The sequence below is a fragment of the Streptomyces sp. NPDC088157 genome, assembly GCF_044741545.1.
GTDB lineage: Bacteria > Actinomycetota > Actinomycetes > Streptomycetales > Streptomycetaceae > Streptomyces.
This window is the reverse complement of the sequence record NZ_JBIUSU010000011.1, coordinates 209,064-234,511: the sequence shown is the minus strand read 5'-3', so window position 1 is coordinate 234,511 and position 25,448 is coordinate 209,064. Positions and strand designations below refer to the sequence as shown.

21 protein-coding genes are annotated in these 25,448 nt (G+C 72.7%); 9 read left to right on the top strand and 12 right to left on the bottom strand.

The window, feature by feature from the left end:
• Positions 1 to 381 precede the first annotated feature (381 nt).
• On the bottom strand, positions 382 to 1,626 hold the full coding sequence (locus ACIPFH_RS36995; RefSeq protein WP_401833454.1) for an ROK family protein: 1,245 nt from the start codon (positions 1,624 to 1,626) through the stop codon (positions 382 to 384).
• Positions 1,627 to 1,654: 28 nt separating this feature from the next.
• Positions 1,655 to 2,317 (bottom strand): alpha-ketoglutarate-dependent dioxygenase AlkB family protein, encoded by a 663-nt coding sequence (locus ACIPFH_RS36990; protein WP_401833457.1) that lies wholly within the window; start codon positions 2,315 to 2,317, stop codon positions 1,655 to 1,657.
• 78 nt (positions 2,318 to 2,395) lie between these two features.
• On the opposite strand from ACIPFH_RS36990, the gene ACIPFH_RS36985 reads away from it, so the two are divergent.
• A complete protein-coding gene (locus ACIPFH_RS36985) occupies positions 2,396 to 3,535 on the top strand; it encodes a methyltransferase (RefSeq protein ID WP_401833605.1) in 1,140 nt (379 codons plus the stop codon).
• 381 nt (positions 3,536 to 3,916) lie between these two features.
• Here the strand turns inward: ACIPFH_RS36985 and ACIPFH_RS36980 are convergent, their stop codons facing one another.
• The 4 genes from ACIPFH_RS36980 to ACIPFH_RS36965 form a co-directional block, all read right to left on the bottom strand.
• The gene (locus ACIPFH_RS36980) at positions 3,917 to 6,343 is read right to left on the bottom strand and encodes an MFS transporter (RefSeq protein ID WP_401833458.1); all 2,427 of its coding nucleotides are present in this window, start codon (positions 6,341 to 6,343) and stop codon (positions 3,917 to 3,919) included.
• A gap of 305 nt (positions 6,344 to 6,648) precedes the next feature.
• Positions 6,649 to 8,559: a molecular chaperone HtpG gene (htpG, locus tag ACIPFH_RS36975; protein ID WP_401833615.1), complete on the bottom strand. Its 1,911-nt coding sequence runs from the start codon at positions 8,557 to 8,559 to the stop codon at positions 6,649 to 6,651.
• Positions 8,560 to 8,752: 193 nt separating this feature from the next.
• Entirely contained in the window at positions 8,753 to 9,169 is a 417-nt protein-coding gene (locus tag ACIPFH_RS36970; protein ID WP_401833461.1) for a hypothetical protein, read from the bottom strand.
• Positions 9,170 to 9,554: 385 nt separating this feature from the next.
• Positions 9,555 to 10,331, bottom strand: a complete 777-nt coding sequence (locus ACIPFH_RS36965) for a class I SAM-dependent methyltransferase (RefSeq protein ID WP_401833463.1) — start codon at positions 10,329 to 10,331, stop codon at positions 9,555 to 9,557.
• Between the two features lie 261 nt (positions 10,332 to 10,592).
• On the opposite strand from ACIPFH_RS36965, the gene ACIPFH_RS36960 reads away from it, so the two are divergent.
• The 4 genes from ACIPFH_RS36960 to ACIPFH_RS36945 all read left to right on the top strand — a co-directional run bounded on the left by ACIPFH_RS36960 (position 10,593) and on the right by ACIPFH_RS36945 (position 14,894).
• Positions 10,593 to 12,080 (top strand): sensor histidine kinase, encoded by a 1,488-nt coding sequence (locus ACIPFH_RS36960; RefSeq protein ID WP_401833466.1) that lies wholly within the window; start codon positions 10,593 to 10,595, stop codon positions 12,078 to 12,080.
• A complete protein-coding gene (locus ACIPFH_RS36955) occupies positions 12,077 to 12,724 on the top strand; it encodes a response regulator (RefSeq protein WP_401833468.1) in 648 nt (215 codons plus the stop codon). Before ACIPFH_RS36960 ends, ACIPFH_RS36955 begins: the two co-directional genes overlap by 4 nt.
• A gap of 146 nt (positions 12,725 to 12,870) precedes the next feature.
• Positions 12,871 to 14,082, top strand: a complete 1,212-nt coding sequence (locus tag ACIPFH_RS36950) for an MFS transporter (RefSeq protein ID WP_401833608.1) — start codon at positions 12,871 to 12,873, stop codon at positions 14,080 to 14,082.
• Positions 14,083 to 14,147: 65 nt separating this feature from the next.
• Positions 14,148 to 14,894, top strand: a complete 747-nt coding sequence (locus ACIPFH_RS36945) for a maleylpyruvate isomerase family mycothiol-dependent enzyme (RefSeq protein WP_401833471.1) — start codon at positions 14,148 to 14,150, stop codon at positions 14,892 to 14,894.
• Positions 14,895 to 14,906: 12 nt separating this feature from the next.
• Here the strand turns inward: ACIPFH_RS36945 and ACIPFH_RS36940 are convergent, their stop codons facing one another.
• Entirely contained in the window at positions 14,907 to 15,314 is a 408-nt protein-coding gene (locus ACIPFH_RS36940; RefSeq protein WP_401833473.1) for a MarR family winged helix-turn-helix transcriptional regulator, read from the bottom strand.
• Positions 15,315 to 15,400: 86 nt separating this feature from the next.
• On the opposite strand from ACIPFH_RS36940, the gene ACIPFH_RS36935 reads away from it, so the two are divergent.
• On the top strand, positions 15,401 to 16,891 hold the full coding sequence (locus ACIPFH_RS36935; RefSeq protein WP_401833475.1) for an MFS transporter: 1,491 nt from the start codon (positions 15,401 to 15,403) through the stop codon (positions 16,889 to 16,891).
• Between the two features lie 100 nt (positions 16,892 to 16,991).
• Entirely contained in the window at positions 16,992 to 17,276 is a 285-nt protein-coding gene (locus tag ACIPFH_RS36930) for a DUF6332 family protein (protein ID WP_401833477.1), read from the top strand.
• Here ACIPFH_RS36930 and ACIPFH_RS36925 read toward each other — a convergent pair.
• The 3 genes from ACIPFH_RS36925 to ACIPFH_RS36915 form a co-directional block, all read right to left on the bottom strand.
• Positions 17,237 to 17,902, bottom strand: a complete 666-nt coding sequence (locus ACIPFH_RS36925) for a response regulator (protein ID WP_401833611.1) — start codon at positions 17,900 to 17,902, stop codon at positions 17,237 to 17,239. The two genes, ACIPFH_RS36930 and ACIPFH_RS36925, sit on opposite strands and share 40 nt — an antisense overlap.
• A gap of 50 nt (positions 17,903 to 17,952) precedes the next feature.
• Positions 17,953 to 19,206, bottom strand: coding sequence for a histidine kinase (locus ACIPFH_RS36920; protein WP_401833479.1), 1,254 nt, complete (start codon positions 19,204 to 19,206; stop codon positions 17,953 to 17,955).
• Between the two features lie 317 nt (positions 19,207 to 19,523).
• On the bottom strand, positions 19,524 to 20,216 hold the full coding sequence (locus tag ACIPFH_RS36915) for a TetR/AcrR family transcriptional regulator (RefSeq protein WP_401833482.1): 693 nt from the start codon (positions 20,214 to 20,216) through the stop codon (positions 19,524 to 19,526).
• Positions 20,217 to 20,369: 153 nt separating this feature from the next.
• Between ACIPFH_RS36915 and ACIPFH_RS36910 the strand changes: the two genes are divergently transcribed.
• On the top strand, positions 20,370 to 20,825 hold the full coding sequence (locus ACIPFH_RS36910) for a nitroreductase family deazaflavin-dependent oxidoreductase (protein ID WP_401833485.1): 456 nt from the start codon (positions 20,370 to 20,372) through the stop codon (positions 20,823 to 20,825).
• Positions 20,826 to 20,840: 15 nt separating this feature from the next.
• On the opposite strand, the gene ACIPFH_RS36905 is transcribed toward ACIPFH_RS36910, so the two are convergent.
• Complete coding sequence (locus ACIPFH_RS36905; RefSeq protein WP_401833486.1) at positions 20,841 to 22,124, bottom strand: geranylgeranyl reductase family protein; 1,284 nt, start codon at positions 22,122 to 22,124, stop codon at positions 20,841 to 20,843.
• A 193-nt stretch (positions 22,125 to 22,317) separates the two neighbouring features.
• Here ACIPFH_RS36905 and ACIPFH_RS36900 point away from each other — a divergent pair, with 193 nt between their 5' ends.
• Positions 22,318 to 23,673 (top strand): dipeptidase, encoded by a 1,356-nt coding sequence (locus ACIPFH_RS36900; RefSeq protein ID WP_401833489.1) that lies wholly within the window; start codon positions 22,318 to 22,320, stop codon positions 23,671 to 23,673.
• 596 nt (positions 23,674 to 24,269) lie between these two features.
• Here the strand turns inward: ACIPFH_RS36900 and ACIPFH_RS36895 are convergent.
• On the bottom strand, positions 24,270 to 25,313 hold the full coding sequence (locus tag ACIPFH_RS36895) for an NUDIX domain-containing protein (RefSeq protein ID WP_401833491.1): 1,044 nt from the start codon (positions 25,311 to 25,313) through the stop codon (positions 24,270 to 24,272).
• Between the last annotated feature and the right edge of the window lie 135 nt (positions 25,314 to 25,448).

Here is a 25,448-nt window from a genome sequence, read left to right as displayed (position 1 = left end):
GGAGCCCGCACGGGCCGGGGCGGGCTGTGGGCCGGGCCGGACTGCGGACCCGGTCGGGCTGCGGTCGGGCCGGACTGCGGGCCGGGGCCGGGCTGTTGGCCGGGTCGGGCCGTTGGCCGGGTCGGGCCGTTGGCCGGGTCGGGCCGTTGGCCGGGTCGGGCTGCGGACCCGGTCGGACTGCGGACCGGGCTTCCTGCGGGCAGCCCGCGCGGGGGCCGGCATCGGACTGCGGACCGGGCCAGCTGTGGGCCGGGACCGGACCGTGAGCCGGGAGCCGGGGAGCCGGACCGTGAGCTGGGGAGCCGGACTATCGGCCGGGGCCGGACCGTGAGCCGGGGGCCGGGCTGTGGGCCCTGCGCCCCCTGTGCGACGCGGCGCGGCTCACAGGGGGCGCAGCGCGCCCAGCGGGTCGTCCAGCACCGGTTGCCAGGCCAGCTCGGCCGCCCCGACCAGGCTGTTGTGGTCGAGGGAACACGCGAGGATGGGGACACCGCCGCTGCGGCCCCACAGGCTCCGGTCCGCGACGACCGCGCGCAGGCGGTCGGGGTCGGCGTCGAGGAGCGTGCGGTGCAGGCCGCCGAGGATGATGCGGTCGGGGTTGAGGATGTTGACCAGACCGGCCAACCCCAGGCCGAGCCGGTCGATCAGGGCCTCGGCCGCCATACGGACCACCGGGTCGCCGTACTCGTCCCGGATCAGTTCGTTGGCCTGCTGGAGCAGGGAGCCCTCGGGCCCGGGTTCGCGGCCCGCGGTGGTGAGGAGGGCGAGCGGGTCCGCCTCCACGTCGAGACAGCCGCGGCTGCCGCAGTAGCAGGGGCGGCCCTCGGGGTTGACGGTGAGATGGCCGACCTCCAGGGCGAGGCCCGAACTGCCCGTGTGCAGTCGGCCGTCGAGCACCAACGCGCCGCCGACACCCCGGTGCCCGGTGGCCACGCACAACAGGTCGCGGGCGCCGCGTCCGGCGCCGTGCCGGTGTTCCGCGAGGGCGGCGAGGTTGACGTCGTTGCCGACGAACGCGGGGCCGGTGAGCCCGGCTGCGCGGATCCGCTCGGCGAAGATCTCCCGCACGGGCGCGCCCACCGGCCACGCCAGGTGCAGGGGGTTCAGCGCAAGGCCCTCGGGTTCGGTGACCGCGGACGGTACGGCGAGGCCGGCGCCCACACAGGGCCGGCCCGTCTGCCGCAGCAGTTCGGCGCCGGCGTCGACGGCGGCGCCGAGCACCTTGGCGGGGTCCGCGTCGACGGTTTCACAGCTGGGCGTGGTGGCGACGATCCGCCCGCCGAGACCGACCAGCGCGGCCCGGAACCCGTCGGCGTGGACCTGCGCGGCGAGGGCGACCGGGCCTTCCTCGGCGACCTCGAGCCGGTGGGACGGACGGCCCTGCGAACCGGCGGCGGCGCCCGGCCGCGCGTCGACCCTGATCAGGCCCAGCGCCTCCAGCTCCGCCGCGACCGCGCCGGCCGTCGCACGGGTGACGCCGAGTTCGGCGGTGAGCACCGCGCGGGTGGGTGCCCGCCCGGTGTGCACGAGCTCCAGCGCGGGCCCGAGCGCGCCACGCCCCCGGTCCAACCGCGCCCTCGAGGTGGTCCCTTCCCCCGCCGGCCGGGGGTCCGCCTTGCCGCTCATGAGGGCGAGTCTCCCATGATCCGCTTCGTCAGGTGGCGTCCGGGAAGCCACTGACCCGCAGGGTGACGTTCAGCCGCCCGTCCAGCCCCAGCGCGGCCGGCGCCGTCCCCGGCAGGACGCGCGGCACGCCGTGGTACGCGAGCCGGGCCGGCCCCCCGAACACGAACAGGTCGCCGCTGCGCAGCTCTACGTCGGTGTAGGGACGGGCGCGGGTCTCGGTGTTGCCGAAGCGGAAGACGCAGGTGTCGCCGAGACTGAGGGACACCACGGGCGCGCCGGACCGCTCGTCGGCGTCACGATGCATGCCCATCCGGGCGTCGCCGTCGTAGAAGTTGATCAGTGCGATGTCGTACGGGGCCTCCCGGGCCTCGGCCGGCCCGAGGGTTTCGGCCACCGCACGCCGGCCCAGCTCACCCAGCCAGGCGGGGAAGGGCTTGACGGGCGCGCCGTCCCCGTCGCCGACCGTGCGGGCGTAGGCGTACGGGTACCAGTGCCAGCCCAGACAGACCTGGCGGGCGGTCATCGTGCCGCCGCCGGGTGTACGGACCGTGCGCAGGCCGGCCGGCGGACGGGCCCAGTCCCGGCAGGCGGTGAGCAGCTCACGCTGGTGCGCCGGGTCCAGCCAGTCGGGCACGTGCAGCGCGCCCGGCGCCACCTGCGCACGCTCCCGGGGAAACAGCTCGGAGTCCATGGGCCCATCCTCCGCCACGAGTCCGACACCGGGCCTGAGCTGCGGCTCGGTTAGCCTTGCAGCACGATGAACGACCGTATGACGACGCCGTGGGGCGAGGTCACGCTGGCCCGCCACCCCGAGGATCCGCGCGAGAGGCTGCGTGCCTGGGACGCGTCCGACGCGTACCTGCTCAGGCACCTCGCGGAGCAGGACGTTCCGCTGACCGGCACCGTGGTGGTGCTCGGCGACCGCTGGGGCGCGCTGGTGACGGCGCTCGCGGCGCACCGCCCGACGCAGATCACCGACTCCTGGCTGGGACAGGAGGCGACCCGGGCGAACCTCGCGCGGGCCGGCGTGGAGACCGGCGCCGTCCGGCTGCTCACCACCCAGGACCCGGTGCCGGAGCGGATCGACGTGCTCCTGGTCCGGGTGCCCAAGAGCCTGGCGCTGCTCGAGGACCAGTTGATGCGGCTGGCGCCCGCCGTGCACGCGGCCACGGTCGTCGTCGGCACCGGCATGGTGAAGGAGATCCACACCTCCACGCTGCGGCTGTTCGAGCGGATCCTCGGGCCGACCCGGACCTCCCTCGCCGAGCAGAAGGCCCGGCTGATCCTCTGCACCCCGGACCCGTCGCTGAAGCGCCCCGCCAGCCCGTGGCCGTACGCCTACGACCTTCCCGGCGACCTCGGCGGCGCCCTCGCCGGCCGTCCGGTCGTCAACCACGCGGGCGTGTTCTGCGCCGACCGGCTCGACATCGGCACCCGGTTCCTCCTCCAGCACCTGCCGAGGACCGGCGGCAACCTCCGGGTCGTCGACCTGGGCTGCGGCAACGGGATCGTCGGTACGGCGGTGGCGCTGGCCAACCCGGAGGCCGAGGTGCTGTTCACGGACGAGTCGTTCCAGGCGGTCGCGTCGGCGGAGGCCACGTACAAGGCGAACGGGGTGCCGGGGCACGCCGAGTTCCGGGTCGGGGACGGGATGGCGGGGGTGGCGGACGGCAGTGTGGACGTCGTGCTGAACAACCCGCCGTTCCACTCCCACCAGGCGACGACGGACGCCACGGCCTGGCGGATGTTCACGGGGGCCCGGCGCGCGCTGCGGCCGGACGGCGAGCTGTGGGTGGTGGGCAACCGGCACCTCGGCTATCACGTGAAGCTGAAGCGGCTGTTCGGCAACTGTGAACCGGTCGCCGGTGACCGGAAGTTCGTGGTGCTGAGGTCCGTCGGGCGGGGCTGAGCACCACGCCGGTGGGGCCCGGGGCGGACGCGGCGGCTTTGCGGGCGGCGGCCCGCCCCGCGATGGTCCGCTCGACGGTGCGCGCCATGGCCTCCCGTCCCGCGCTCAGGTAGGTGCGCGGGTCGACCGCGTCGGGATCCTTCGGCAACTCGCCCGCGTACCGCCGTACTTCCCGTGCGGCGCGGGTCCAGCACGCGGGGTGGTCGGTCGGTTCGTCCTCGACGTGGGTCATGCCCCACCGCTTCCCGCCGGTCGCGGTTCATGCAGCACAGAACCATCCTGCCCGTCGAGGCGGCCGGGCCGACCGGCAGCACGGCAGCCACGCGGGTGGCGGGCGCCGTGGCCCCGCACCGCGCGCTCCGTGTGGCGCCGGCCGGTGGACTAGTCCCCGATGTGGGCGAGTTCGATGTCGTGGTCGTCCACGTCACCGCCGCCGAGACGGACGCCGGTCGCGCGGGGCGGGTAGCCGGTCGCGATGACCGTGTACTGGCCGCCGTCCAGGTCGGAGAAGGCGTACGCCCCGTCGCTGCCGGTGGTGGTGGTCGCCACGACGTTCCCGGCGGCGTCCACCAGGGTCACCCGCGCATCGCCCAGCGGAGTGCCCGCGCCGCGTACTGTGCCCCGCACCAGCGCGCCGGGCCGCAACTCGACGTCGACCCGGGTGACACCGGTGGCGCCGATCTCCACGGGCAGTGCCAACGGCCGGTGCTTGGGCGAGCTCACCGCGAGGGTCACCGGACCCGGGACCAGTTCGGTGACGGAGAACCCGCCCGTGCCGTCGGTCCGTGTGGTGACCAGCACATCGCCGCGCACGTCCGTGAGGACGACCACCGCCCCGGCGACCGGTGCCCCGTCGTCCACGGAGCGCACGGTGCCGGCGAGGCCGCTGGTGCCGCTGAGCAGCACGTCGTAGCTCACCGGCGTCGCCCCGACCACGACGGTCGTCGCCTGCGGCTGGTGCCCGTCGGCGGCGGCGATGAGCACGTAGGTGCCCTCCCCCGGCGCCTCGACGGCGTAGCAGCCGTCCGCCCCGGCCACCGCCCGGCTCAACTGCCGCCCGCCCAGCGAGATCAGGGTGACCGCGGCGCCACCCACCGGCACGCTCTCCGCGCCGAGCACCCGCCCGCGTATCGGGTGCCCGACACCGGCCGGACCGCCGTCGGTCAGCCCGGGGACCGTCGCGACGAGTTCCGCGACCGCGCGGGCCAGCGGGACGGCGACCGCGGCGCCCACGGCCCGCTCGTCCCGTTCGGTGACGGCCGGCCCGGCGACGGCGGGTTCGGCAGCGGCGGGCCCGGCGGAAGCGGCCGGCGAGGAAACGGGCAGCGACTGGGTCGGCACCGACAGGTCGGGGTCGGCCGGGACGTGCTCGGCGTCCGGCGTGGCCGCCGTCCGCTGCCGCGGGATGAACGCGGCGACGACGAGGGCGAGGAGTGCCGCTCCGGCGCCGACGGCCATGACCACCTTGAAGCCGTTCTCCGAGGGCAGCGCGGCGCCGCCGAAGGTGGTGGTCATCCGGGCCAGGATCACCCCGGCGACGGCGCTGGCGGTGGAGGTGCCGATGGACCGCATCAAGGTGTTGAGGCTGTTCGCGGCGGCTGTCTCGGAGGGGTCCACCGCGCCCATGACGAGCGCGGGCATGGCCCCGTAGGCGAAGCCGATGCCGGCGCCGATGACGCAGGAGACCAGGACGAGTTCCCACACCGCGCCCATCAGCACGATGTTGAGGCCGTACCCGGCGGCGACGACGACGGCGCCGAGCATCAGGGTCACCTTGGGGCCCCGGGCCCTGGAGATCAGTGCGGAGATCGGCGCCGTGGCCATCATCACCAGACCCGTGGGGGCCATGACCAGCCCCGCGGCCAGCAGCGACCGGCCCAGGCCGTAGCCCGTCGCCTCGGGCAACTGGAGCAGCTGAGGCAGGACCAGGGACATCGCGAACATGGAGAAGCCGAAGGCCATCGAGGCGAGGTTCGTCACCAGCACCTGGCGGCGGGCGGTGGTCCGCAGGTCCACCAGGGGTTCCTCGACGCGCAGTTCGAACAGGCCCCACAGCAGCAGGACGACGACCGCGGCGACGAAGAGCCCCAGGGTGGTGCCGCTTCCCCAGCCCCAGTCGGCGCCCTTGGATATCGTGAGCAGCAGACACACCAGCCCGGCCGCCATGCCGAGGGCGCCGACCAGGTCGAAGCGCCCTCCGGAACGCACCTTCGACTCGGGCACGATCAGCGGGACGAGCACGGCGGCGACGACGCCGAGGACGGCCGACGTCCAGAACAGCATGTGCCAGTCGAAGTGGTCCGCGATGAGCGCGGCGGCGGGCAGCCCGAGGGCGCCGCCGACACCGAGGGAGGCGCTCATGAGGGCGGTGGCCGACCCGAGCCGCTCGGCGGGCAGTTCGTCGCGCATGATGCTGATGCCGAGCGGGACGACCCCGGAGGCGAGCCCCTGCAGGGCCCGGCCGACGATCATCGGGACGAGCCCGTCGCTGAGGGCGGCCGTGACCGATCCGGCGATCAGCGTCAGAAGGCTGACCAGCAGCATGCGGCGCTTGCCGTACATGTCGCCGAGCCGACCCATGACAGGGGTGGCGACGGCTGCCGCGAGGAGGGTGGCGGTGACCGCCCAGGCCGCGTCCGAAGCCGGGGCGTCCAGCAGCTTCGGCAGTTCCGGGACGATCGGGATCACCAGGGTCTGCATCAGCGAGACCACGATCCCGCCGAAGGCCAGCACCGCCACGACGAGACCGGCCCGCGGCGCGGCGGACCCCTCCCACGCCTCCGCGGATTCGGGTTGCGCATGGGACATGGCCGAGCCTCCGTGGGTGATGCGGTTCTGCACGACTGCGCAGCATCGTAAGCCCACTTGATTGACTCAAGCAACTAGCACTTTCGGTGTGCGCCGCGTGAAGAAACCGCGCAGAGGGCTTCCGGCTCGGGCGTCGAATTCGGGCCTCGACCCTGGCCTGGAACCTGGCCCTGGACTGGCACTTCTCCGTGGCCTTGGCCTTGGCCGGAGGCTGCTCCGGACGAAGGGCTTGGGCTCTTCCGGACGAAGGGCTCTTCCGGACGGAGGACCGGGCAGAAGGCTCTGCCCGGTCCGCGCGGCGCCGACTACAGCGCGCGCTCCAGGTGGTCCGCCACCAGTTTGACGAAGCGTCCGGGCTCCTTCGGGCGCCCGCCCTCCGCGAGCACCGCCAGACCGTGCAGCAGTTCGGCGGTCTCGGCGAGGCCCGCCCGGTCGGCCCGTTCGTTGTAGGCCTGGTTCAGCCCCTTCACCAGCTGGTGATCAGGGTTGAGTTCGAGGATCCGCAGGGCGCGCGGCACCTCCTGCCCCATCGCGCGGTACATGTTCTCCAGCGCCGGGGTGAGGTCGTTCGCGTCGGAGACGATGCAGGCCGGGGACACGGTGAGGCGGGACGACAGCCGCACTTCCTTGACCTCCTCGCCCAGTCGCTCCTTCATCCAGCCGAGCAGACCGGCGTACTCCTCGCTCTGCTTCTCCCGCTCGCCGTCGGCCTTCTCGTCGTCCTCCGCGCCGAGGTCGACCTCGCCCTTGGCGACGGACCGCAGCGGCTTGCCCTCGAACTCCCCCACCGCGTCGACCCACACCTCGTCGACCGGGTCGGTGAGGAGCAGGACCTCGATGCCCTTCGCCCGGAACGCCTCCATGTGCGGGGAGTTCTCGATGCTCTGCCGGGACTCGCCGGTCAGGTAGTAGACGGCGTCCTGCCCGTCCTTCATCCGCTCCAGATAGGCCTTCAGCGTGGTCGGCTCGTCCTCGCCGCGCGTGGTCGCGAACGACGAGACGGCGAGGAGGGTGTCACGGTTGTCGGAGTCGGTCACCAGCCCTTCCTTCAGGACGGCGCCGAACTCCCGCCAGAAGGTGGCGTAGCGGTCGGGAGCCGCGGTCATCATGTCCTTGACCGTCGACACGACCTTCTTGGTGAGCCGGCGCTGCATCATCCGGATGTGCCGGTCCTGCTGGAGGATCTCGCGGGAGACGTTCAGCGAGAGGTCCGCCGCGTCGACCACGCCCTTGACGAAGCGCAGATACGGCGGCAGGAGCGCCTCGCAGTCGTCCATGATGAAGACGCGCTTCACATACAGCTGCACACCGCGCTGGTAGTTCTGGTTGTACAGGTCGTGCGGGGCGTGCGAGGGGAGGAACAGCAGCGCCTGGTACTCGAAGGTGCCCTCCGCCTGGAGCCGGACGGTCTCCAGGGGTTCGCGCCAGTCGTGGCTGATGTGCTTGTACAGCTCGTGGTACTCGTCGTCGGACACCTCGTCGCGCGAGCGCGCCCACAGGGCCTTCATCGAGTTCAGCGTCTCGGGTTCGGGCGCCGCCTCGGCGCTCTCCGCGCTGTCGGAGGTGGCGTCGGATGTGTCGGAGGTGTCGGTGGTGTCGGTGGCGCCGCCGCGGGCAGCCTGCGGGACCAGCCTGATCGGCCAGGTGATGAAGTCCGAGTAGCGCTTGACGATCTGCTTGATCGTCCAGTCGGCGGTGTAGTCGTGCAGCTGATCGTCGGCGTCGGCCGGCTTCAGGTGCAGTGTGACGGACGTGCCCTGCGGCGCGTCGTCCACCCTCGCCAGCGTGTACGTACCCTCACCGCGCGACGACCAGCGGGTGCCCTGGCTCTCGCCGGCCCGCCGGGTCAGCAGCGTCATCTCGTCGGCAACCATGAAGCCGGAGTAGAAGCCGACGCCGAACTGCCCGATGAGTCCCTCGGCCCCTGCCTCCTCCTGGGCCTCGCGCAGTTCCTGCGCGAACTTGGCCGTGCCCGAGTTGGCGATCGTGCCGATGAGCCGGCCGACCTCGTCGTACGACATCCCGATGCCGTTGTCCCGGACCGTCAGGGTGCGGGACTCCGCGTCGATCTCGATCTCGATGTGCGGGTCGGAGACGTCGGCGTCGAGCGTGTCGTCCCGCAACGCGGCGAGACGCAGCTTGTCCAGCGCATCGGAGGCGTTGGACACGAGTTCGCGGAGAAAGACGTCCTTGTTCGAGTAGACCGAGTGGATCATCAGCTGCAACAGCTGACGGGCCTCTACCTGGAACTCAAACGTTTCGGTCGACATGATGAGCGTGTACCTCACAGGTTCCGGAGTCTCCTGGACTGGCGAGAGCCACTGTAAAACACCAAGTCAGCGTGTGCCGCTCGCTGTTCGTGATCGTCCCGTTCCGGTTCGTCGGCGCTCGTCGGAGGGGGCCCGGGAATCAGCGCGGGATCTCCTCCACCTGCGCGAATCCGTCCGTCCGGCTCCACCCCAGCCGGGTCAGCCACTCCGTGGAATCCCTGGTGAAGAGCAGGTTCCCCGAGTCGCCCACGGCGGTGACCTTCGTCCAGCCGTCGAAGCTCCAGGTGAGTTTCGTGTCCCAGCGGGCGAGGTCCGCCGTCGCGACCGCGGCGATCGACTCCATGGGCGGTTCGCCGTCGTAGCAGTAGGAGCCCCAGTCCGCGATGACCGCGACCGTCCCGTCGAACGCCTTGAGCGTGAGGCTCTGGCACCGGTCCGTCGCGGTCGCGTACACCACGCGCGGCGCGCTCCACCCGCCCGTGTGCGCGTCCCGGTGCCGTTCCACGAGTCCCCGCCCCTCCACGTACGCCATGCCCACCCGCCGGCCGTCGGGCAACCCGATCTCCTCGTCGAACCGAGGGGCCGGTGCGGTCGGCGACGCTCCGGTGCCAGTGCCAGTGCCAGTGCCAGTGCCAGTGGCAGTGGCAGTGGCACTGGCAGTACTGGTGCGTGTGGTGGGCCCGGTGCCGGTGGTGGTACCCCGATCCGTGGCAGGCGCGGTGGCCGTGGCGTTCGTCGACTCGCCCCCGTTCCGGTGTCCGCCGCAGGCCATCGCGACAGCCGCCACCAGCAGCACGCCCGCCGGGGCCCGCAGCCGGTATCCGTTCATCCGCATCTCCCCATGTTCCCCTCTCCCCCGGTCAGATCATGTCCCACCGCTCCGGTCATGCCCCAACGGTCCGGCCATGCCCTACCGGTCCGGCCATGTCCCACCGGTCCGGTCATGGCCCAAGGGTCACGCGGATCTTGGACTGGCCGTGCGGGAGTTCCTCCCAGTCGTCCATGAAGGCGGCCCGCAGACCGTGCTTCCCGGCGAGGGTGACGAGGGTGTCCGTGCGGTAGTAGAAGTCCTCGCGCAGCACGTGGTGTTCCTCGCCCTCGGTGCGGTCGAAGGTGAAGTCGAACCAGCCGCCGGGCGCGAGCACCCGCCCCACGTTGGCCAGACACTCCTCGATGACGGGGAGCGGTGAGTGCGAGAAGACGCTGTGCGCGTGCACCACGTCGAAGTGGGCCTCGGGCAGGAACCGCAGCGTCAGGTCGCGCACCGGCGTCAGGGTCGGCAGCCGCTTCTGGAGCCCCATCTCCACGATCGTGTCCTGCGCGGCCACGAGGATGTCGGGTGAGATGTCGATGCCGTGGTAGTGGCCGGGTTCCAGGTGCCGGATGAACCGCCAGCCGCCCCGCAGGTTGCCGCAGCCGATCTCCAGCATCCTGTGCTCCGGACGCAGACCGTGTCCGAGCAGGTAGTCGAACTGCATGGCGCCGAGGGCCAGCCACCGTTCACGGGTGCGACTGCCGACCGCCGCGTCCGGATCGGCCCGGGTGTCGGAACGCATCACCGCGCGGTAGTAGGAGACGTGATCCTGGTGACGGCGGCTGAGCCACAGGTCCCTGGCGGCGCGCGCGACATGGCGGGGCACCCGGTCGGGGTGGCGCAGGGCGTACCCGATGCGGTGGCCGAGGGCCGCACGGTTGCTGGTGAGTTTCTTGGCGGGCATGAGGTTCTCAGGCCTTTCCTGGCGATGTTCCGCGGCTTGCGAAGTCCCGGGGGATTCGACGCTCCCGAGGGTTTTCCGAGTACTCACGGTTCGAAGTTCCCGAACGGTGTGTCCCGCGCGGTGCGGGATCCGCTTCCAGCTTCGGGGCGCGCGCGGGTGACCGCCTCGTCCGACCGTCTCGGCCCGTACGCCGGTCCGGGTGATCCGGATGTCAACCGATCGGTTGATGCGGCCCGGCGTCCGCCGCGTTAGACACGGAGGATGCAACCCACCGATCCGGACGAACGCTGGCTGGGCACGGTCGTGCACCTCGCGTTCTTCCTGCTGCTCGGCTCCTCGTTCGTCCGCTTCCTGACCCGCGACGTGGGGGGAGTGCGCACCGGGTGGGTGGTGGCCCTGTACGCGGCCTTCTGTCTGCTCTACGTCCTCGGGTGCTTCCTGGCCCCGGCGCCCTGGCCCGGTTCTCCGCCCACGTCCCGCCATCTGGGGTGGCTGGGTTCCGTGTCGGCCGTCTGGGTGGTTCTCCTGGTGCTCGCGCCCAGTGCGACCTGGTGCGCCATGCCGCTGCTGTTCGCCGGACTGCACGCGCTGCCGCCACGGATCGCGGTGCCGCTCGCGGCCGTGCTCACCGCGCTGGTCGTGGTCTCGGAGGTCCGCGTGGCCGAGGGCTCACTCAATCCCAACATGGTCGTGGCCCCGCCGGCCGTCGCCGCGGTGGCCACCGCCGTGATGGTGCATCTGCGGCGCCAGGGGGCACGGCAGCGGGTACTGATCGCCGACCTGGTACGCACGCGCCGCGACCTCGCCGCCTCCGAGCGCCAGGCGGGTGTCCTCGCCGAGCGTCAGCGACTGGCCACGGAGATCCATGACACTCTCGCGCAGGGCCTGTCCAGCCAGCGGATGCTGCTCCAGGCCGCCGAGCGCGTCTGGACGTCGGATCCGGGCACGGCCCGGGAGCACCTGCGCGAGGCGGCCGAGATCTCCTCCCGGGGCCTCGCGGAGGCCCGCCGGTTCGTGCACGACCTGGCGCCGGCCGACCTCGCCGCACATTCCCTCCCCGACGCACTGGCCGTCCTCGCCGGACGGGAGAGCCGACCGGGCCTGGCCGTGGAGTACCGGCAGGACGGCGACCCGGGTCCCCTGCCCGAGCGGGTCGAGGCGGCGCTGCTCCGCATCGCCCAGGGGGCGCTGGCGAACGTACGCGAACACGCCGCGGCCACCCTCTGCGTCCTGACCCTGACGTGCCTGGACGACCTGGTCTCCCTGGACATCGCCGACAACGGACGGGGCTTCGGGGCGTGCGATCCGGGCGGTCCCGGTAATTCCGGTAGCTCCGGTAGTCCTGGTAGTCCTGGTAGTCCTGGTAGTTCCGGTAGGCCCGGTAGCTCCGGTGGTCCCGGTAGTTCCGGTAGTCCTGGTAGGCCCGGTAGCTCCGGTGGTCCCGGTGGTCCCGGTGGTCCGGACTCCCTGGGCGGTCCGGGCCGCCCCGGCGGTCCGGGTCGTCCAAGCGGGCCGGGCGCGGCGGGGGCCGGCCCGGGGCTTGCCTCCGGTTCGTCCGCCCCGGAGACCGCGGCTGCTCCGGGACGGGACCGCACCCGTGGGCACGGGCTGCCGGCCATGCGGATCCGGGCCCGGCAGGCGGGCGGCACGCTCAGTGTCGAGTCCGCGCCGGGCGAGGGCACCGTCGTCACCGTCGCCGTTCCCCTGGCCTCCTTCGTTCCCGACACTCTCAAGGAGCCCGTTCCGTGAGCGCATCCGTGCCCCCGCCGTCCGTCCGGCTGCTGCTGTGCGACGACCACGCCGTCGTCCGGGCCGGTCTGCGCGCCCTGCTGTCCAGCGCCGACGGAATCGACGTGGTCGGCGAGGCGGGCACCGGCGAGGAGGCACTCGCCCTGTCCGCCCGGCTGCGTCCCGACGTGGTGCTGATGGACCTTCAGCTCGACGGCGGCATGGACGGCGTGACGGCCACGCGGCGCCTGACCGGCGGCCAGGACCCGGGTCCCCGGATCCTGGTGCTCACCATGTTCGACACCGACGCGGACATCACCCGCGCCATCGAGGCGGGCGCCACCGGCTACCTGCTCAAGGCCGAGCGGCCGGACGAACTGTTCGCGGCGATCCGCGCCGCGGCGGCCGGCCGCTCCGCGCTGTCGGCCCCCGTCGCCGACCGCCTGCTGACCAGGCTGCGCAGTCCGCGCCCCGCTCTGTCCACCCGTGAGCACGAGATCCTCGCCCAGCTCGCTCGCGGCCTGGGCAACCGGGAGATCGCGCGGACGCTGTTCATCAGCGAGGCGACGGTCAAGACCCATCTCGGACGGATCTACGGCAAGTTGGGGGTGGAGACCCGGTCGGGCGCGGTGGCGGTCGCCAAGGAGAGACGGCTGCTGCCGTGACGGCGCGGCACGGCGACGCCACCTTTCCTCACCCGGCCCGCACCGCCGCCCTCGCCCCGTCGAACGGGGCGGCCTTGTCTCACCCCCGGACGACCCCCTAGCCTGATTTTGTGCCGCAAATAAACAAAGCGCGAACGCGCGACGCGGTGCCGGGCGAAGGCAAGGACCTCACCCGACTCCGTATCGCCCTGACCACGTTCTTCGCCCTCGACGGCTTCGTCTTCGCGGGCTGGGTCGTCCGGATCCCCGCCATCAAGGAACAGACCGGCGCCTCCGCGAGCACGCTCGGTCTCGCGCTCCTCGGCGTCTCCGCGGGCGCGGTGATCACGATGATGTTCACCGGACGCCTGTGCAGCCGCTACGGCAGTCACCCGGTTACCGTGGCCTGCGCGGTCCTGCTCTCCCTCAGTGTCACGCTTCCCCCGCTCACCCACTCCGCGGCCGCGCTCGGCGCCGTCCTACTGCTGTTCGGCGCGGCTTACGGCGGGATCAACGTCGCCTTCAACAGCGCCGCCGTCGATCTGGTCGCGGCGCTGCGCAGGCCCGTCATGCCGACCTTCCACGCGGCTTTCAGCCTGGGCGGCATGATCGGGGCCGGGCTCGGCGGGCTGGTCGCCGGCTCCGTGTCCCCCACACGCCATCTGCTGGGCCTCGGCATCATCGGTCTGCTCGTCACCGCGCTCACGGCACCCACACTGCTCCGGCAGGAGCCACCGCGACCGCCCGGGCACGCCGACGCCGGGCCGGAGGACTCCGACGCCCGGCCCGGGGACTCGCCACCCGGGAAATCGACCCCGCGCCGTCTGACGCCCCGCACCCGCCGGCTCGTCGTCGTCTTCGGTCTGATCGCTCTCTGCACCGCCTACGGCGAAGGGGCCCTCGCCGACTGGGGCGCCCTGCATCTGCGCCAGGACCTGGGCTCCTCCGCCGGGGTCGCCGCGGTCGGGTACTCGTGTTTCGCGCTCGCCATGACGGTGGGCCGGCTCACCGGCACCACCCTCCTCGAACGGCTCGGCCGCACCCGTACGGTGGTGACCGGCGGGGTCGTCGCGGCGGCCGGGATGGTACTCGGCTCCCTCGCCCCGGCCCTGTGGGCGGCGCTCCTCGGCTACGCGATCGCGGGACTCGGACTGGCCAACCTCTTCCCGGTGGCCGTCGAACGCGCGGGTGCCCTGGCCGGTCCGAGCGGCGTCGCCATCGCCTCGACGCTCGGTTACGGCGGCATGCTGCTGGGCCCGCCCGCCATCGGGTTCATGGCCGACTGGTTCTCCCTGCCCGCCGCCCTCACCAGCGTGGCCGTGCTCGCCGGGGTGGCCGCGGCGATCGGGTTCGCCACGCGCCGGGCGACGGCCGACTGAACACCGTCGGGCCGAACACCGTCACACCTCCCCTGGACCGCACTCCATCCGGCACACTCCCCCACATGGAGACTGCCGAGTTCATCCGTGTCCTGGACCAGGAGGGGCGGTCGCTGGCCGCCGCGGCGGCGGAGGCCGGCCCCGACGCGAAGGTGCCGACCTGCCCGGACTGGCAGGTCAGGGACCTGCTGCGGCACACGGGCTCGGTGCACCGCTGGGCGACCTCGTTCGTGGCCGAGGGCAACCCTTCGTTCCGCCCCCTCGACGAGCCGCCGGGTCTCGACGGCGACGCGCTGCTGGACTGGTTCCGCGAGGGGCACCTGCGGCTCGTCGGCACCCTGTCCGCCGCCTCGCCCGACGTACGGTGCTGGCACTTCCTGCCCGCGCCGTCACCGCTGGCGTTCTGGGCCAGGCGACAGGCGCACGAGACGGCCGTGCACCGCGTGGACGCGGAATCGGCCCTGGGCCGCACCCCTGAGGAGATCGCCCGGGACATCGCCGTCGGCTTCGCGGCGGACGGCGTCGACGAGTTGTTGCGCGGGTTCCACGCGCGCGACAAGAGCCGGGTGCGCACCAAGGAGCCCCGGGTTCTGCGGGTGCGGGCGACGGACACGGCCGACGCCGTGTGGACCGTACGGCTGTCGCCCGAGCCGCCCGCGACGGAGCGCGACGCCGAGGGCGACGCCGACTGCGAGGTGTCGGGTCCGGCGGCCCTGCTCTACCTGTCGTTGTGGAACCGGTCGCCGCTCCCCGCCGTGACCGGCGACGCCGCGCTGGCGACGCTGTGGCGGGAGAGGTCCGCCGTGGGCTGACGGACCGCCGGGTCAGTCGGCCAGCATCCGGCTCAACACCGCGCGCTGCACCGGGCGTACGTCGCCGTGCAGCGCGCGTCCCTTGCCCGTGAGCGCGACCCGAACGCCTCTGCGGTCCTCCGCGCACATGCCGCGCTCCACGAGGCCGTCCTTCTCCAGGCGGGCGACGAGCCGCGACAGCGCGCTCTGGCTGAGGTGGACCCGCTCGGCGATCTCCTGGACGCGGTAACTGCACGACCCGTCCGGCGCCGCGGACTCGGCGAGGACGTCGAGCACCTCGAAGTCGCTGCCGCACAACCCGTGTCGGTGCAGCGCCCGGTCGAGTTCGCACTGGGTCCGCGCGTGCAGCGCCAGCATGTCCCGCCACTGCTCCACGAGCGCCTGATCGGCCCCCGTCTCACCCTTCTTCACCGCCGCCATGGGGCGCACCGTAGCAGAGAACGCGTTTCATTGCATCGGAATTAAATGCGCTTGCATTCGATGCATGCGCATGTAGTCTCTCCGGCATGACCTCTCCGCTCCCCTCCCCCGCGTCCCCCCTCCCCGAGGGCCGCTGGACGTCCCGACTGTGGGGCACTCTGCTGGTCCTGTGCGCCGCGATGTTCCTGGACGCGCTGGACGTGTCGATGGTCGGCGTAGCCCTGCCGTCCATCGGCTCCGACCTCGGCCTCTCCACCTCGACCCTGCAATGGATCGTCAGCGGCTACATCCTGGGCTACGGCGGGCTGCTCCTCCTCGGCGGCCGCACGGCCGACCTGCTCGGCCGGCGCCAGGTCTTCCTGGTCGCCCTCGGTGTCTTCGCGCTGGCCTCGCTGCTCGGCGGGCTGGTCGACTCGGGTCCGCTGCTGATCGCGAGCCGGTTCATCAAGGGCTTGAGCGCGGCCTTCACGGCCCCGGCCGGCCTGTCCATCATCACCACGACGTTCCCGGAGGGCCCGCTGCGCAACCGCGCCCTCTCCATCTACACCACCTGCGCCGCCACCGGCTTCTCCATGGGCCTGGTCCTCTCCGGCCTGCTCACCGAGGCGAGTTGGCGCCTCACCATGCTGCTGCCCGCCCCGATCGCCCTGATCGCGCTGGCGGTCGGTCTCAAGCTGCTGCCGCGCAGCGAACGCGAGAAGGACCACAACGGATACGACGTGCCCGGCGCGATCCTCGGCACCGCGTCGATGCTGCTGCTGGTCTTCACCGTGGTCCAGGCGCCGGAGTCCGGCTGGACGTCCGCACGCACACTGCTGTCGTTCCTCGCCGTCGCCGTCCTGCTGACCGTCTTCGTCCTCGTCGAGCGCCGCTCGGCCGGCCCGCTGATCCGGCTCGGCGTCCTGCGCTCCGGCAGCCAGATCCGCGCCCAGCTCGGCGCGATGGCCTTCTTCGGCTCGTACGTCGGCTTCCAGTTCCTGGCCACCCTGTACATGCAGACGCTGCTCGGCTGGTCGGCGCTGCACACGGCGCTCGCCTTCCTGCCGGCCGGCGCGCTGGTGGCGGTGTCCTCGACCAAGGTCGGCTCGATCGTCGACCGCTTCGGCACTCCGCGGCTGATCGCGGCCGGCTTCGCCTTCATGGTCGCCGGGTACGCGCTGTTCCTGCGCGTCGACCTCGACCCGGGGTACGCGGCGGTGATCCTGCCGACGATGCTGCTGATCGGCGCGGCCTGCGCACTGGTCTTCCCCTCGCTCAACATCCAGGCCACCAACGGCGTGGCGGACCATGAGCAGGGCATGGTCTCGGGGCTGCTCAACACCTCGGTGCAGGTGGGTGGCGCGATCTTCCTGGCGGTGGTGACGGCGGTGGTGACGGCGGGTACCCCGGCCGACCCCACTCCGCAGGCCGTCCTCGACAGCTACCGGCCCGGGCTGGCGGTGGTGACCCTCATCGCCGCCGCGGGCCTGCTGATCACCCTCCCCGGGCTGCGCACCCGGCGCGCCCGGGGCTCGGTCGTCGTCGCCGGCTCCACCGTGCCGGAGACGGAGCCGGAGCCCGTGGGGATCCGTGACTAGGACCTGTCCGACAGACCGGTCCTGAGGGGGAAGCCGCCCACAGGTATGCGCCCGGCGGGGCCGATTGCCTCGCCGGGCGCATACCTGTGAGACTCGTCGTATGAGCGGGTACGGGGGGCGGCGCACACAGGCCGAGCGGGACGAGATCACCGTCGAGATCGGATACGCGCTGTTCAGTGCGGGGTTCGCGGCGGCGGTGCTCTTCGGGGCGGTCGCCGGGCCGGCGCTGCTGTTCGAATTGCCCGGGCCGGTGGAGAAGTTGCTCCTACGGGCGGGCCTGACGCTCGCTCCCGTGGTGTTCGCGGTCCGGGTGATCTCCGTGCTCGTCCGCCTCCGGAGAGGCGATCAGCCCAGCCACCCAGGGCGTACCAGCCCCGACTCGTAGGCCAGGACGACCAGTTGGGCCCGGTCGCGGGCGCCCAGCTTCACCATCGTGCGGCTCACATGGGTCTTCGCGGTGAGCGGGCTGACCACCAGTCTGCGGGCGATCTCCTCGTTGGACAGGCCGATCCCGACCAGTGCCATCACCTCCCGCTCCCGCTCGGTGAGCCGGGTCAGCGCGTCGGCCGTCGCGGGCTCCTTGGAGCGGGCCGCGAACTCGGCGATGAGGCGGCGAGTGACCCCGGGCGAGAGCAGCGCGTCGCCGGCCACCACCGCCCGTACGGCACGCAGGAGTTCCTCCGGTTCGGTGTCCTTGACCAGGAAGCCGGAGGCGCCCGAGCGGATCGCTTCGAAGACGTACTCGTCGAGTTCGAAGGTGGTGAGCATGATGACCTTGACCTGGGAGAGCGCCTCGTCGCCGGTGACCCGTCGGGTGGCGGCCAGGCCGTCGAGGACGGGCATCCGGATGTCCATCAGCACGACGTCGGGGCGCAGTTCACGCACCGCGCGCACCGCTTCCTCGCCGTCGGCGGCCTCGGCCGCGACCTCGATGTCCGGCTGAGCGTCCAGCAACGCCCGGAATCCCGCCCGCACCAACGACTGGTCGTCTGCGAGCAGCACGCGGATCACCGTCGCTGTCTCGTTCACCGATCCTCCCCCGCTCACCAGTCCTCCACCACTCACCGGCCCTCCCTCGCCCTGGCGGGCAGCACGGCGAGCACTTGGAAGCCGCCGTCGGGCCGCGGTCCCGCCTCGATCGTGCCACCCAGCGCCGCGGCCCGCTCCCGCATTCCGGCGAGACCGTTGCCGCTGCCGCCCGCGTCGGCGCCGGTCGCCGGCCCGTCGTCGTCGATGCGCAACCGCAGCGTGCCGCCGCGCTGATCGAGCCGCACGCTCGCGTGGCGCGAGCCCGAGTGGCGTACGACGTTGGTGAGGGCCTCCTGGACGATCCGGAAGGCGGCGAGGTCGGTGTGGGGCGGCAACCGGGGCGGCCGACCGGCCACATCGACCGTGAGACCGGCGCGCGCCGCCTGTTCCACCAGCTCCGGCAGCCGGTCCAGGCCGGGGGCGGGGGTGCGCGGCGCGTCCCCCGGCGTGCGGAGGCTGTCGAGCACCTGTCGCACCTCGCCCAGCGCCTCCTTGCTGGCGGACTTGATGGTGGTGAGCGCCGTGCGCGCCTGTTCCGGGTCGGAGTCGAGGAGCGCGAGGCCCACGCCCGACTGCACGTTGATCACCGAGAGGCTGTGCGCGAGGACGTCGTGCAGTTCACGGGCGATCCGCAGCCGTTCCTCGTCGGCACGACGGCGGGCGGCCTGCGCGCGCTCGGCCCGGTCACGAGCCCACTGCTCACGCCGGATCCGGGCCAGCTCCGCGATCGCCACGATCGCCACGACCCATCCCGCCAGGACGATCTCCTGCCCGTAGGGGGCGGGGTCGTCGCCGGCGGGCGGCAGCCACCGGTACAACCAGTACGCGACCAGCAGGTGGGCGGCCCACAACAGGCCAAGGGCCGTCCAGGCGGCCTGCCGATGCCCGGCGACGACAGCGGTGAAGCAGGCCACGGCCACGGCCAGGAAGACCGGCCCGTACGGGTAGCCGGCGCCCAGGTAGAGGGCGGCGGCGGACGCCGTGCCGAACACGACGGCCACCGGGTGCCGCTGCCGCCACAGCAGCAGCCCTGCCGCGACCACCAGCAACACGCGCGCGAAGAGGTCGAGCCGGGCCCGCTCGCCCTCCTGTACGTGCGCCGCGAAGGTCGAGCCGACGAGGACGAAGGCGGTGACCAGCACGGTGGACCGCCAGGGCCACCGCACGGCACGCGACTCCATGCCCTCGCCGCCCTCCCGGCCCTCCCAGCGGCGCAGCCAGGGCGGACTGCCGTGCCGCCACCACTGCCCCGGGCCTCCGCGCCCGCGCGTCCGCTCCACGTCCATGCCCGCCACGCTAGACGCCGAGGATCACGTCGGACGTCCACCGGGCGAGGTGATCGGCCCTACTCCCCCGGAAGTACGCGGCACCGCGAGAACCGCCGGTCGCCTCCGGCGGACCGTGGACGTCCCCTCCACGCCGCCCGGCAGGACGGCCGCCCCACGCGGCCGGATCCGGGGCGCCCCCTCGGGCTCCGCCCGGACGGTCACACCGCGAACCCGGCGCGGCGACCGGCGCGGGGCCTGCCGCGGGGCGACGGCGGGTGAGCGGCGCGCGGGGCGACGGCGGGTGAGCGGCGCGCGGCGCTTCTGCGGGACGCGCCCTAGCGCAGCCCCACCTGGTGGGCGAGGCGCGTGACCGCGTACCGGAAGAACAGTTCGCGTTCGTCCACGACGCCCCCGTTGAACTGCCCGAACAATTCGAACCCGACCAGTCCGTACAGCTGGGCCCAAGCGGCCACGAGGGACGCGACCGCGCCCGGCGGGAGGTCGGGGGCGACCTCCGCCGCCATCCGGACCGCCTCGGGGACCAGCTCGTCCGTCAGGAGCGGCACGTCCAGACGGTGTCCCTGGTGCGCGTCCCGCACGATGCCGATGAGGAGCAGGCCGACGCGAGCGGCGGCCGGGAGGGTCGTCGGGGGCGCGCTGTAGCCCGGCACCGGTGTGCCGTAGATCAGCGCGTACTCCTGCGGATGCGCCAGCGCCCAGCCGCGCACCGCCTCGCCCACCGCGACCCAGCGCTCGACGGGCGCGGCGTCGGCGACGGCCGCGTGTGCGCCCTCCGCGCACTCGCCGAGGGAGTCGTAGGCGTCGATGATGAGTGCGGTGAGCAGGTCGTCGCGGCTCGGGAAGTAGCGGTACAGCGCGGAGGAGACCATGCCGAGTTCACGGGCCACGGCTCGCAGCGAGAGCTTGGTGGGGCCCTCGGACGCGAGCTGTCTGCGGGCCTCTTCCTTGATGGCCGCGGTGACTTCGATCCTGGCGCGGGCTCGGGCCCCTCGAACGTTGCTGCTCATGCCCGCCAGTATCCCACCTAAGCAGAGCACTGCCCACAATGGAGAGCGGCGAACAAATTAGAGAGCAATGCTCTTGCGTTGCCACGGCAACCTCGGGCAGACTCGACTCGAGCGAGAGCAGTGCTCACACTTTCCGTTCAGGAGGCAGCAGCCATGTCCACCCACGTGCAGAAGCCCGGCTGGTTCACCGTCAACGTCCTCAACCGTGCCGTGGCCTGGCTGACCCGCCGGGGCCTGAGCGTGTGGGGATCCCGGGTCCTGGCGGTCCGCGGCCGCAAGAGCGGCGAGTGGCGGACCACCCCCGTGAACCTGCTGACCGTGGACGGGCAGCAGTACCTCATCGCGCCGCGCGGCCACGTCCAGTGGACGCACAACATGCGTGCGGCGGGCGGCGGTGAGCTGCGCCTCGGCAAGAACGTGGAGGAGTTCACGGCGACCGAGGTCGCCGACGACGACAAGACGCCGTTGCTGCGGGCCTACCTCAAGCGCTGGAAGGCCGAGGTCGGCGTCTTCTTCAACGGGGTGGGTCCCGACTCTCCCGACACCGAGATGCGCCGTATCGCCCCCGACCACCCGGTGTTCCGGATCACCGTCGTCAACCCACGGTGATCCGTCCCCTTCTGATCAGGAGCCGCTCTCCTCGGTCACCGGCGCGGACTCCCGCTCCGCCGCCTCCTCCTGCCGCCGGTCCAGCGCGGTCAGTGCCCGCTGGGCCATCGGATGCGAGCGGACGAGTTCGCCGAGGGTCGTCCGGCCGCGAGTGATGTCGGTGAACGCCCGCCAGACGGGACGCAGACCGGTGAGGCCGGCGTGGAAGAGTCCGGGACGGCGCTCGAACAGGGCGAGCAGCCGCTTGCCGACGCTCATCTCCACCCCGAGGCCGGCCTTGATCGCGAAGGCGTAGTTCAGGGCCTGGCGGCGGGCGTCCACCGCGTCGTGCGCCTCGCCGATACGGACCGCCCACTCGCCCGCGAGCCGGCCCGAGCGCAGGGCGAAGGAGATGCCCTCGCGGGTCCACGGCTCCAGCAGCCCCGCCGCGTCCCCGCACACGAGTACGCGCCCGCGCGACAGCGGGGAGTCCTCCGCCCGGCAGCGGGTCAGATGGCCGGAGGAGATGCTCGGCTCGAACCCGGCGAGGCCGAGCCGCCCGATGAAGTCCTCCAGGTAGCGCTTGGTGGCGGCGCCCTCGCCCCGGGCCGAGATCACGCCGACCGTCAGCGTGTCCCCCTTGGGGAACACCCAGCCGTAACTGCCGGGCATCGGGCCCCAGTCGATGAGGACACGGCCCTTCCAGTCCTCGGCGACCGTCTCCGGCACCGGGATCTCCGCCTCCAGACCGAGATCCACCTGGTCGAGCTTCACGCCGACATGGGCTCCTATGCGGCTCGCGCTGCCGTCGGCGCCGACCACGGCCCGCGCCAGCAGCGTCTCGCCGCCCTGGAGGACGACCGCGACCGTGCGCCGGTCGGGCACCGCCGAGCCGTGCTGCTCGACCCGCTGGACGGTGACGCCCGTGCGCAGCTCGGCACCAGCCTTCTGGGCGTGCTCGACGAGCTGCTGGTCGAACTCGGGCCGGTTGATCAGCCCGAACAGCATCTGCCGGGAACGACGGGTGCGGGTGAAGCGCCCGTTGTTCGAGAAGGTCACCGCGTGCACCCGGTCGCGGAAGGGCAGTTCGAAGCCGGGTGGCAGTGCGTCGCGGGAGGGGCCGATGATGCCGCCGCCGCACGTCTTGTAGCGCGGCAGCTCCGCCTTCTCGAGCAACAGCACACGCCGTCCCGTGACCGCCGCCGCGTAGGCGGCCGAAGCCCCTGCGGGGCCCGCGCCCACCACGACGACGTCCCATACCTGCCGCGCGTCGTCCGCCGAAGAGTTCTCGTCGTCCGCCGGAGAGTTCTCGCTGCTCACGATGGTCTACTGCTCCTGATCAAGCCGCTTGCCGCACCTGTCCCCCGCATCCTACGGCGGAGATCGCCACGGTCCGCCGTGGGAGGATCGGCGGCGTGGGCGCCCCACATCCCGGCAGGCGCGTACGCTCGCACGGTCACCCGTACGGACCAGTACACACCAGTACAACGTCGCACCCACAAGGAGCGTGCCCATGTCGTCGAATCCGGTCGCCGAGACCGTCGCCTCGCTGCTGCCCAGGGCACGGGCAGAACTCACCGAGCTGGTGGCCTTCAAGTCGGTGGCGGACTTCGACCAGTTCCCCAGGAGCGAGAGCGAGGCCGCCGCGAACTGGATCGCGGACGCGCTGCGCGCCGAGGGCTTCCAGGACGTGGCCCTGCTCGACACCCCGGACGGCACCCAGTCGGTGTACGGCTGCCTGCCCGGCCCCGTCGGTGCCAGGACGGTGCTGCTCTACGCCCACTACGACGTGCAGCCGCCGCTGGACGAGTCGGCCTGGACGACCCCGCCCTTCGAGCTGACCGAGCGCGACGGCCGCTGGTACGGGCGTGGCAGCGCCGACTGCAAGGGCGGCGTCATCATGCACCTGCTCGCGCTGCGCGCCCTTAAGGCGAACGGGGGTGTCCCGGTCGGCGTGAAGGTGATCGTGGAGGGCTCCGAGGAGCAGGGCACGGGTGGTCTGGAGCGGTATGCCGAGCAGCACCCCGGCCTGCTCGAGGCCGACACCATCGTCATCGGCGACGCGGGCAACTTCCGGGTGGGACTGCCGACCGTCACCTCCACCCTGCGCGGTATGACCCTGATGCGGGTGCGGATCGACACCCTCGAGGGCAATCTGCACTCCGGCCAGTTCGGCGGGGCCGCGCCCGACGCGCTGGGCGCTCTGATCCGCGTACTGGACTCGCTGCGCGCCGAGGACGGCTCCACGACCGTCGACGGCCTCACCGACGACACGCGCTGGGAAGGCCTCCAGTACGACGAGGCGCAGTTCCGCCAGGACGCCAAGGTCCTCGACGGCGTCGGCCTCATCGGCTCCGGCACGGTCGCCGACCGCATCTGGACCCGACCGGCCGTCACCGTGCTGGGCATCGACTGCCCGCCGGTCGTCGGCGCCACCCCGTCCGTGCAGGCGAGCGCCCGCGCGCTGATCAGCCTGCGATTTCCGCCGGGCGTGGACACGGCCGAGGCGACGAAGCTGCTCCGGGCCCATCTGGAGGCCCACACCCCGTGGGGCGCGCGGGTGAGCACCGAGCAGATCGGCCAGGGCCAGGCGTTCAGCGCCGACACGACCAGCCCGGCGTACGCGGCGATGGCCGAGGCGATGTCGATCGCCTACCCCGGTCAGAAGATGCAGTACGCGGGCCAGGGTGGTTCCATCCCCCTCTGCAACACCCTCGCCGCCCTCTACCCGCAGGCGGAGATCCTCCTCATCGGCCTGAGCGAGCCGGAGGCGCAGATCCACGCGGTCGACGAGAGCGTGTCTCCCGAGGAGCTGGAGCGGCTGTCGGTGGCGGAGGCCCTGTTCCTGCGCAACTACGCGGCCGGCTGAGCCGCACTGCCGTCGACAGAGGGCCTCGTCCACCGGGCGGGGCCCTCCGCCGACCCCTTCGGGGCCGCCGTCCTTCCCGCACTACGGCACCGGTGACGTCGGCAGACCCCGTTTCGGGGCGTGACAGGGCCGTCCGTGTCCACGGTGACCACGGAGCGGGTGCTGTACCGGGCCGGTATCCGGGCTTCCCGCCGGACGTACCCCTGGCGGGTTGCCCGACGGGCCCGCCCGCTCAACGCCGAACCGGCTGACGTGGACCGGGCGGTGGCCTACCGGGGCGGTGGCCCGGGCCCGCGTGAGCGTTACGGGTTCGCCGGTGCGGAACGCGCTGCCTTCGTGAGTGAGTGCGTAGGTGCGTGTGGGCGTGTACGTGCGTGTGCGCGTGTACGTGCGTGTGCGCGTGTACGTGTATGTGCGCGTGCGGCGAGGGGTTGCGGCCCGAGGAGATACCGGACGGAGCCGCCGCGCTCGTCAGCCGTCAAGCCCCGCGCACCGGGGTGGTGGCGGGTTTCGAGCGGCGGTTCCGGGAGGAGAGCCGGTCGGTTCCCCGCTTCCCCGCGAAGGCGCTACGGCGGGTCTCGTCCCCGCGGCGGCGCTCACTCGGTGGGCACGCCCGCCTCCAGATACAGCGCCGCCCCGCGTTCGCGGGCTCGCAACGCCCAGCGCAGTCGCTCGTAGCGGACCGGCGGCAGGAGACCGGCCGCCTCCTCCTCCGTGACGAATCGCCAGGCCCGCAGTTCGGGGCCGGGCAGCAGCAGCCCCGACACGGCCGCGGAGTCGAGCCGTCCGCCGTCGAAGAGGAGGCGCAGTCCGCCGTAGGCGGGAGGCGTCGGCCGTTCCCAGTCGACGACCAGCAGCCCGGGTAGCTCGTCCAGCCGGATCCCGGTCTCCTCCTCCACCTCGCGCACGCCCGCGCGCGCGGGCGCCTCACCCGGCTCCACCACCCCGCCGGGGAACTCCCAGCCGGGCTTGTACGTCGGGTCCACGAGCAGTACCCGGTCCAGCTCGTCGAAGAGGAGCACCCCGGCGGCCACCGTCTCGGCGGTGGGCTCGGGGGTCTGCACGATGTCGCAGGCGGTCACAGTGCCGCTGCCGACGGCCTCGGCGATCCGGGCGGCCGTCTGGTGCGGAGTGAGGACCCCGTTGTCGACGGGATGGGCGTCGGCGGTGAGCCAGGAGGCGAGGGCTGCCTGGTACGGCTCGATGTGGTCGTACGCCCACTGACGGATCCGCATCTCGCCGTCCGGGAGGTCCGGGGGGACCTCCCGGTCGGCTATTCGCTTGCGCAGGATCGTTTCCGCCGGAGCGAGGAGGACATGCCTGACGGGGATCCGGCGGGCGGCGAGGCCGCCGAAGATCTCGTCGCGGTACTCCTGGCGCAGCAGGGTCATGGGGACCACGAGGGTGCCGCCCAGCTCGGCGAGGAGCGCGGCCGCCGTGTCGATCACGAGCCGACGCCAGATCGGCAGGTCCTGGAAGTCGCCGACCTCGGCGAGACGCTTGGGCGGCAGCAGGCGCGGGAGCGCCGCGCCGATGATCTCGGGGTCGAAGAGCGTGCTGTTCGGGATCAGGTCGATCAATTCCCGTGCGGTGGTGGTCTTCCCCGCACCGAACGCGCCGTTGATCCAGACGACGGTCACGGTTCCCCCTCTTCTGTTGGCCCCCTGAGGCTTGCCCGCTCCACCCTGCCACGGAAACCAGTTCCCGTTGAGGGCGCACGAAGGCCGGGGCGCGGGCACCCTCGCGGTGGGTGCCGGCGCCCCGGCCTTCGCGGT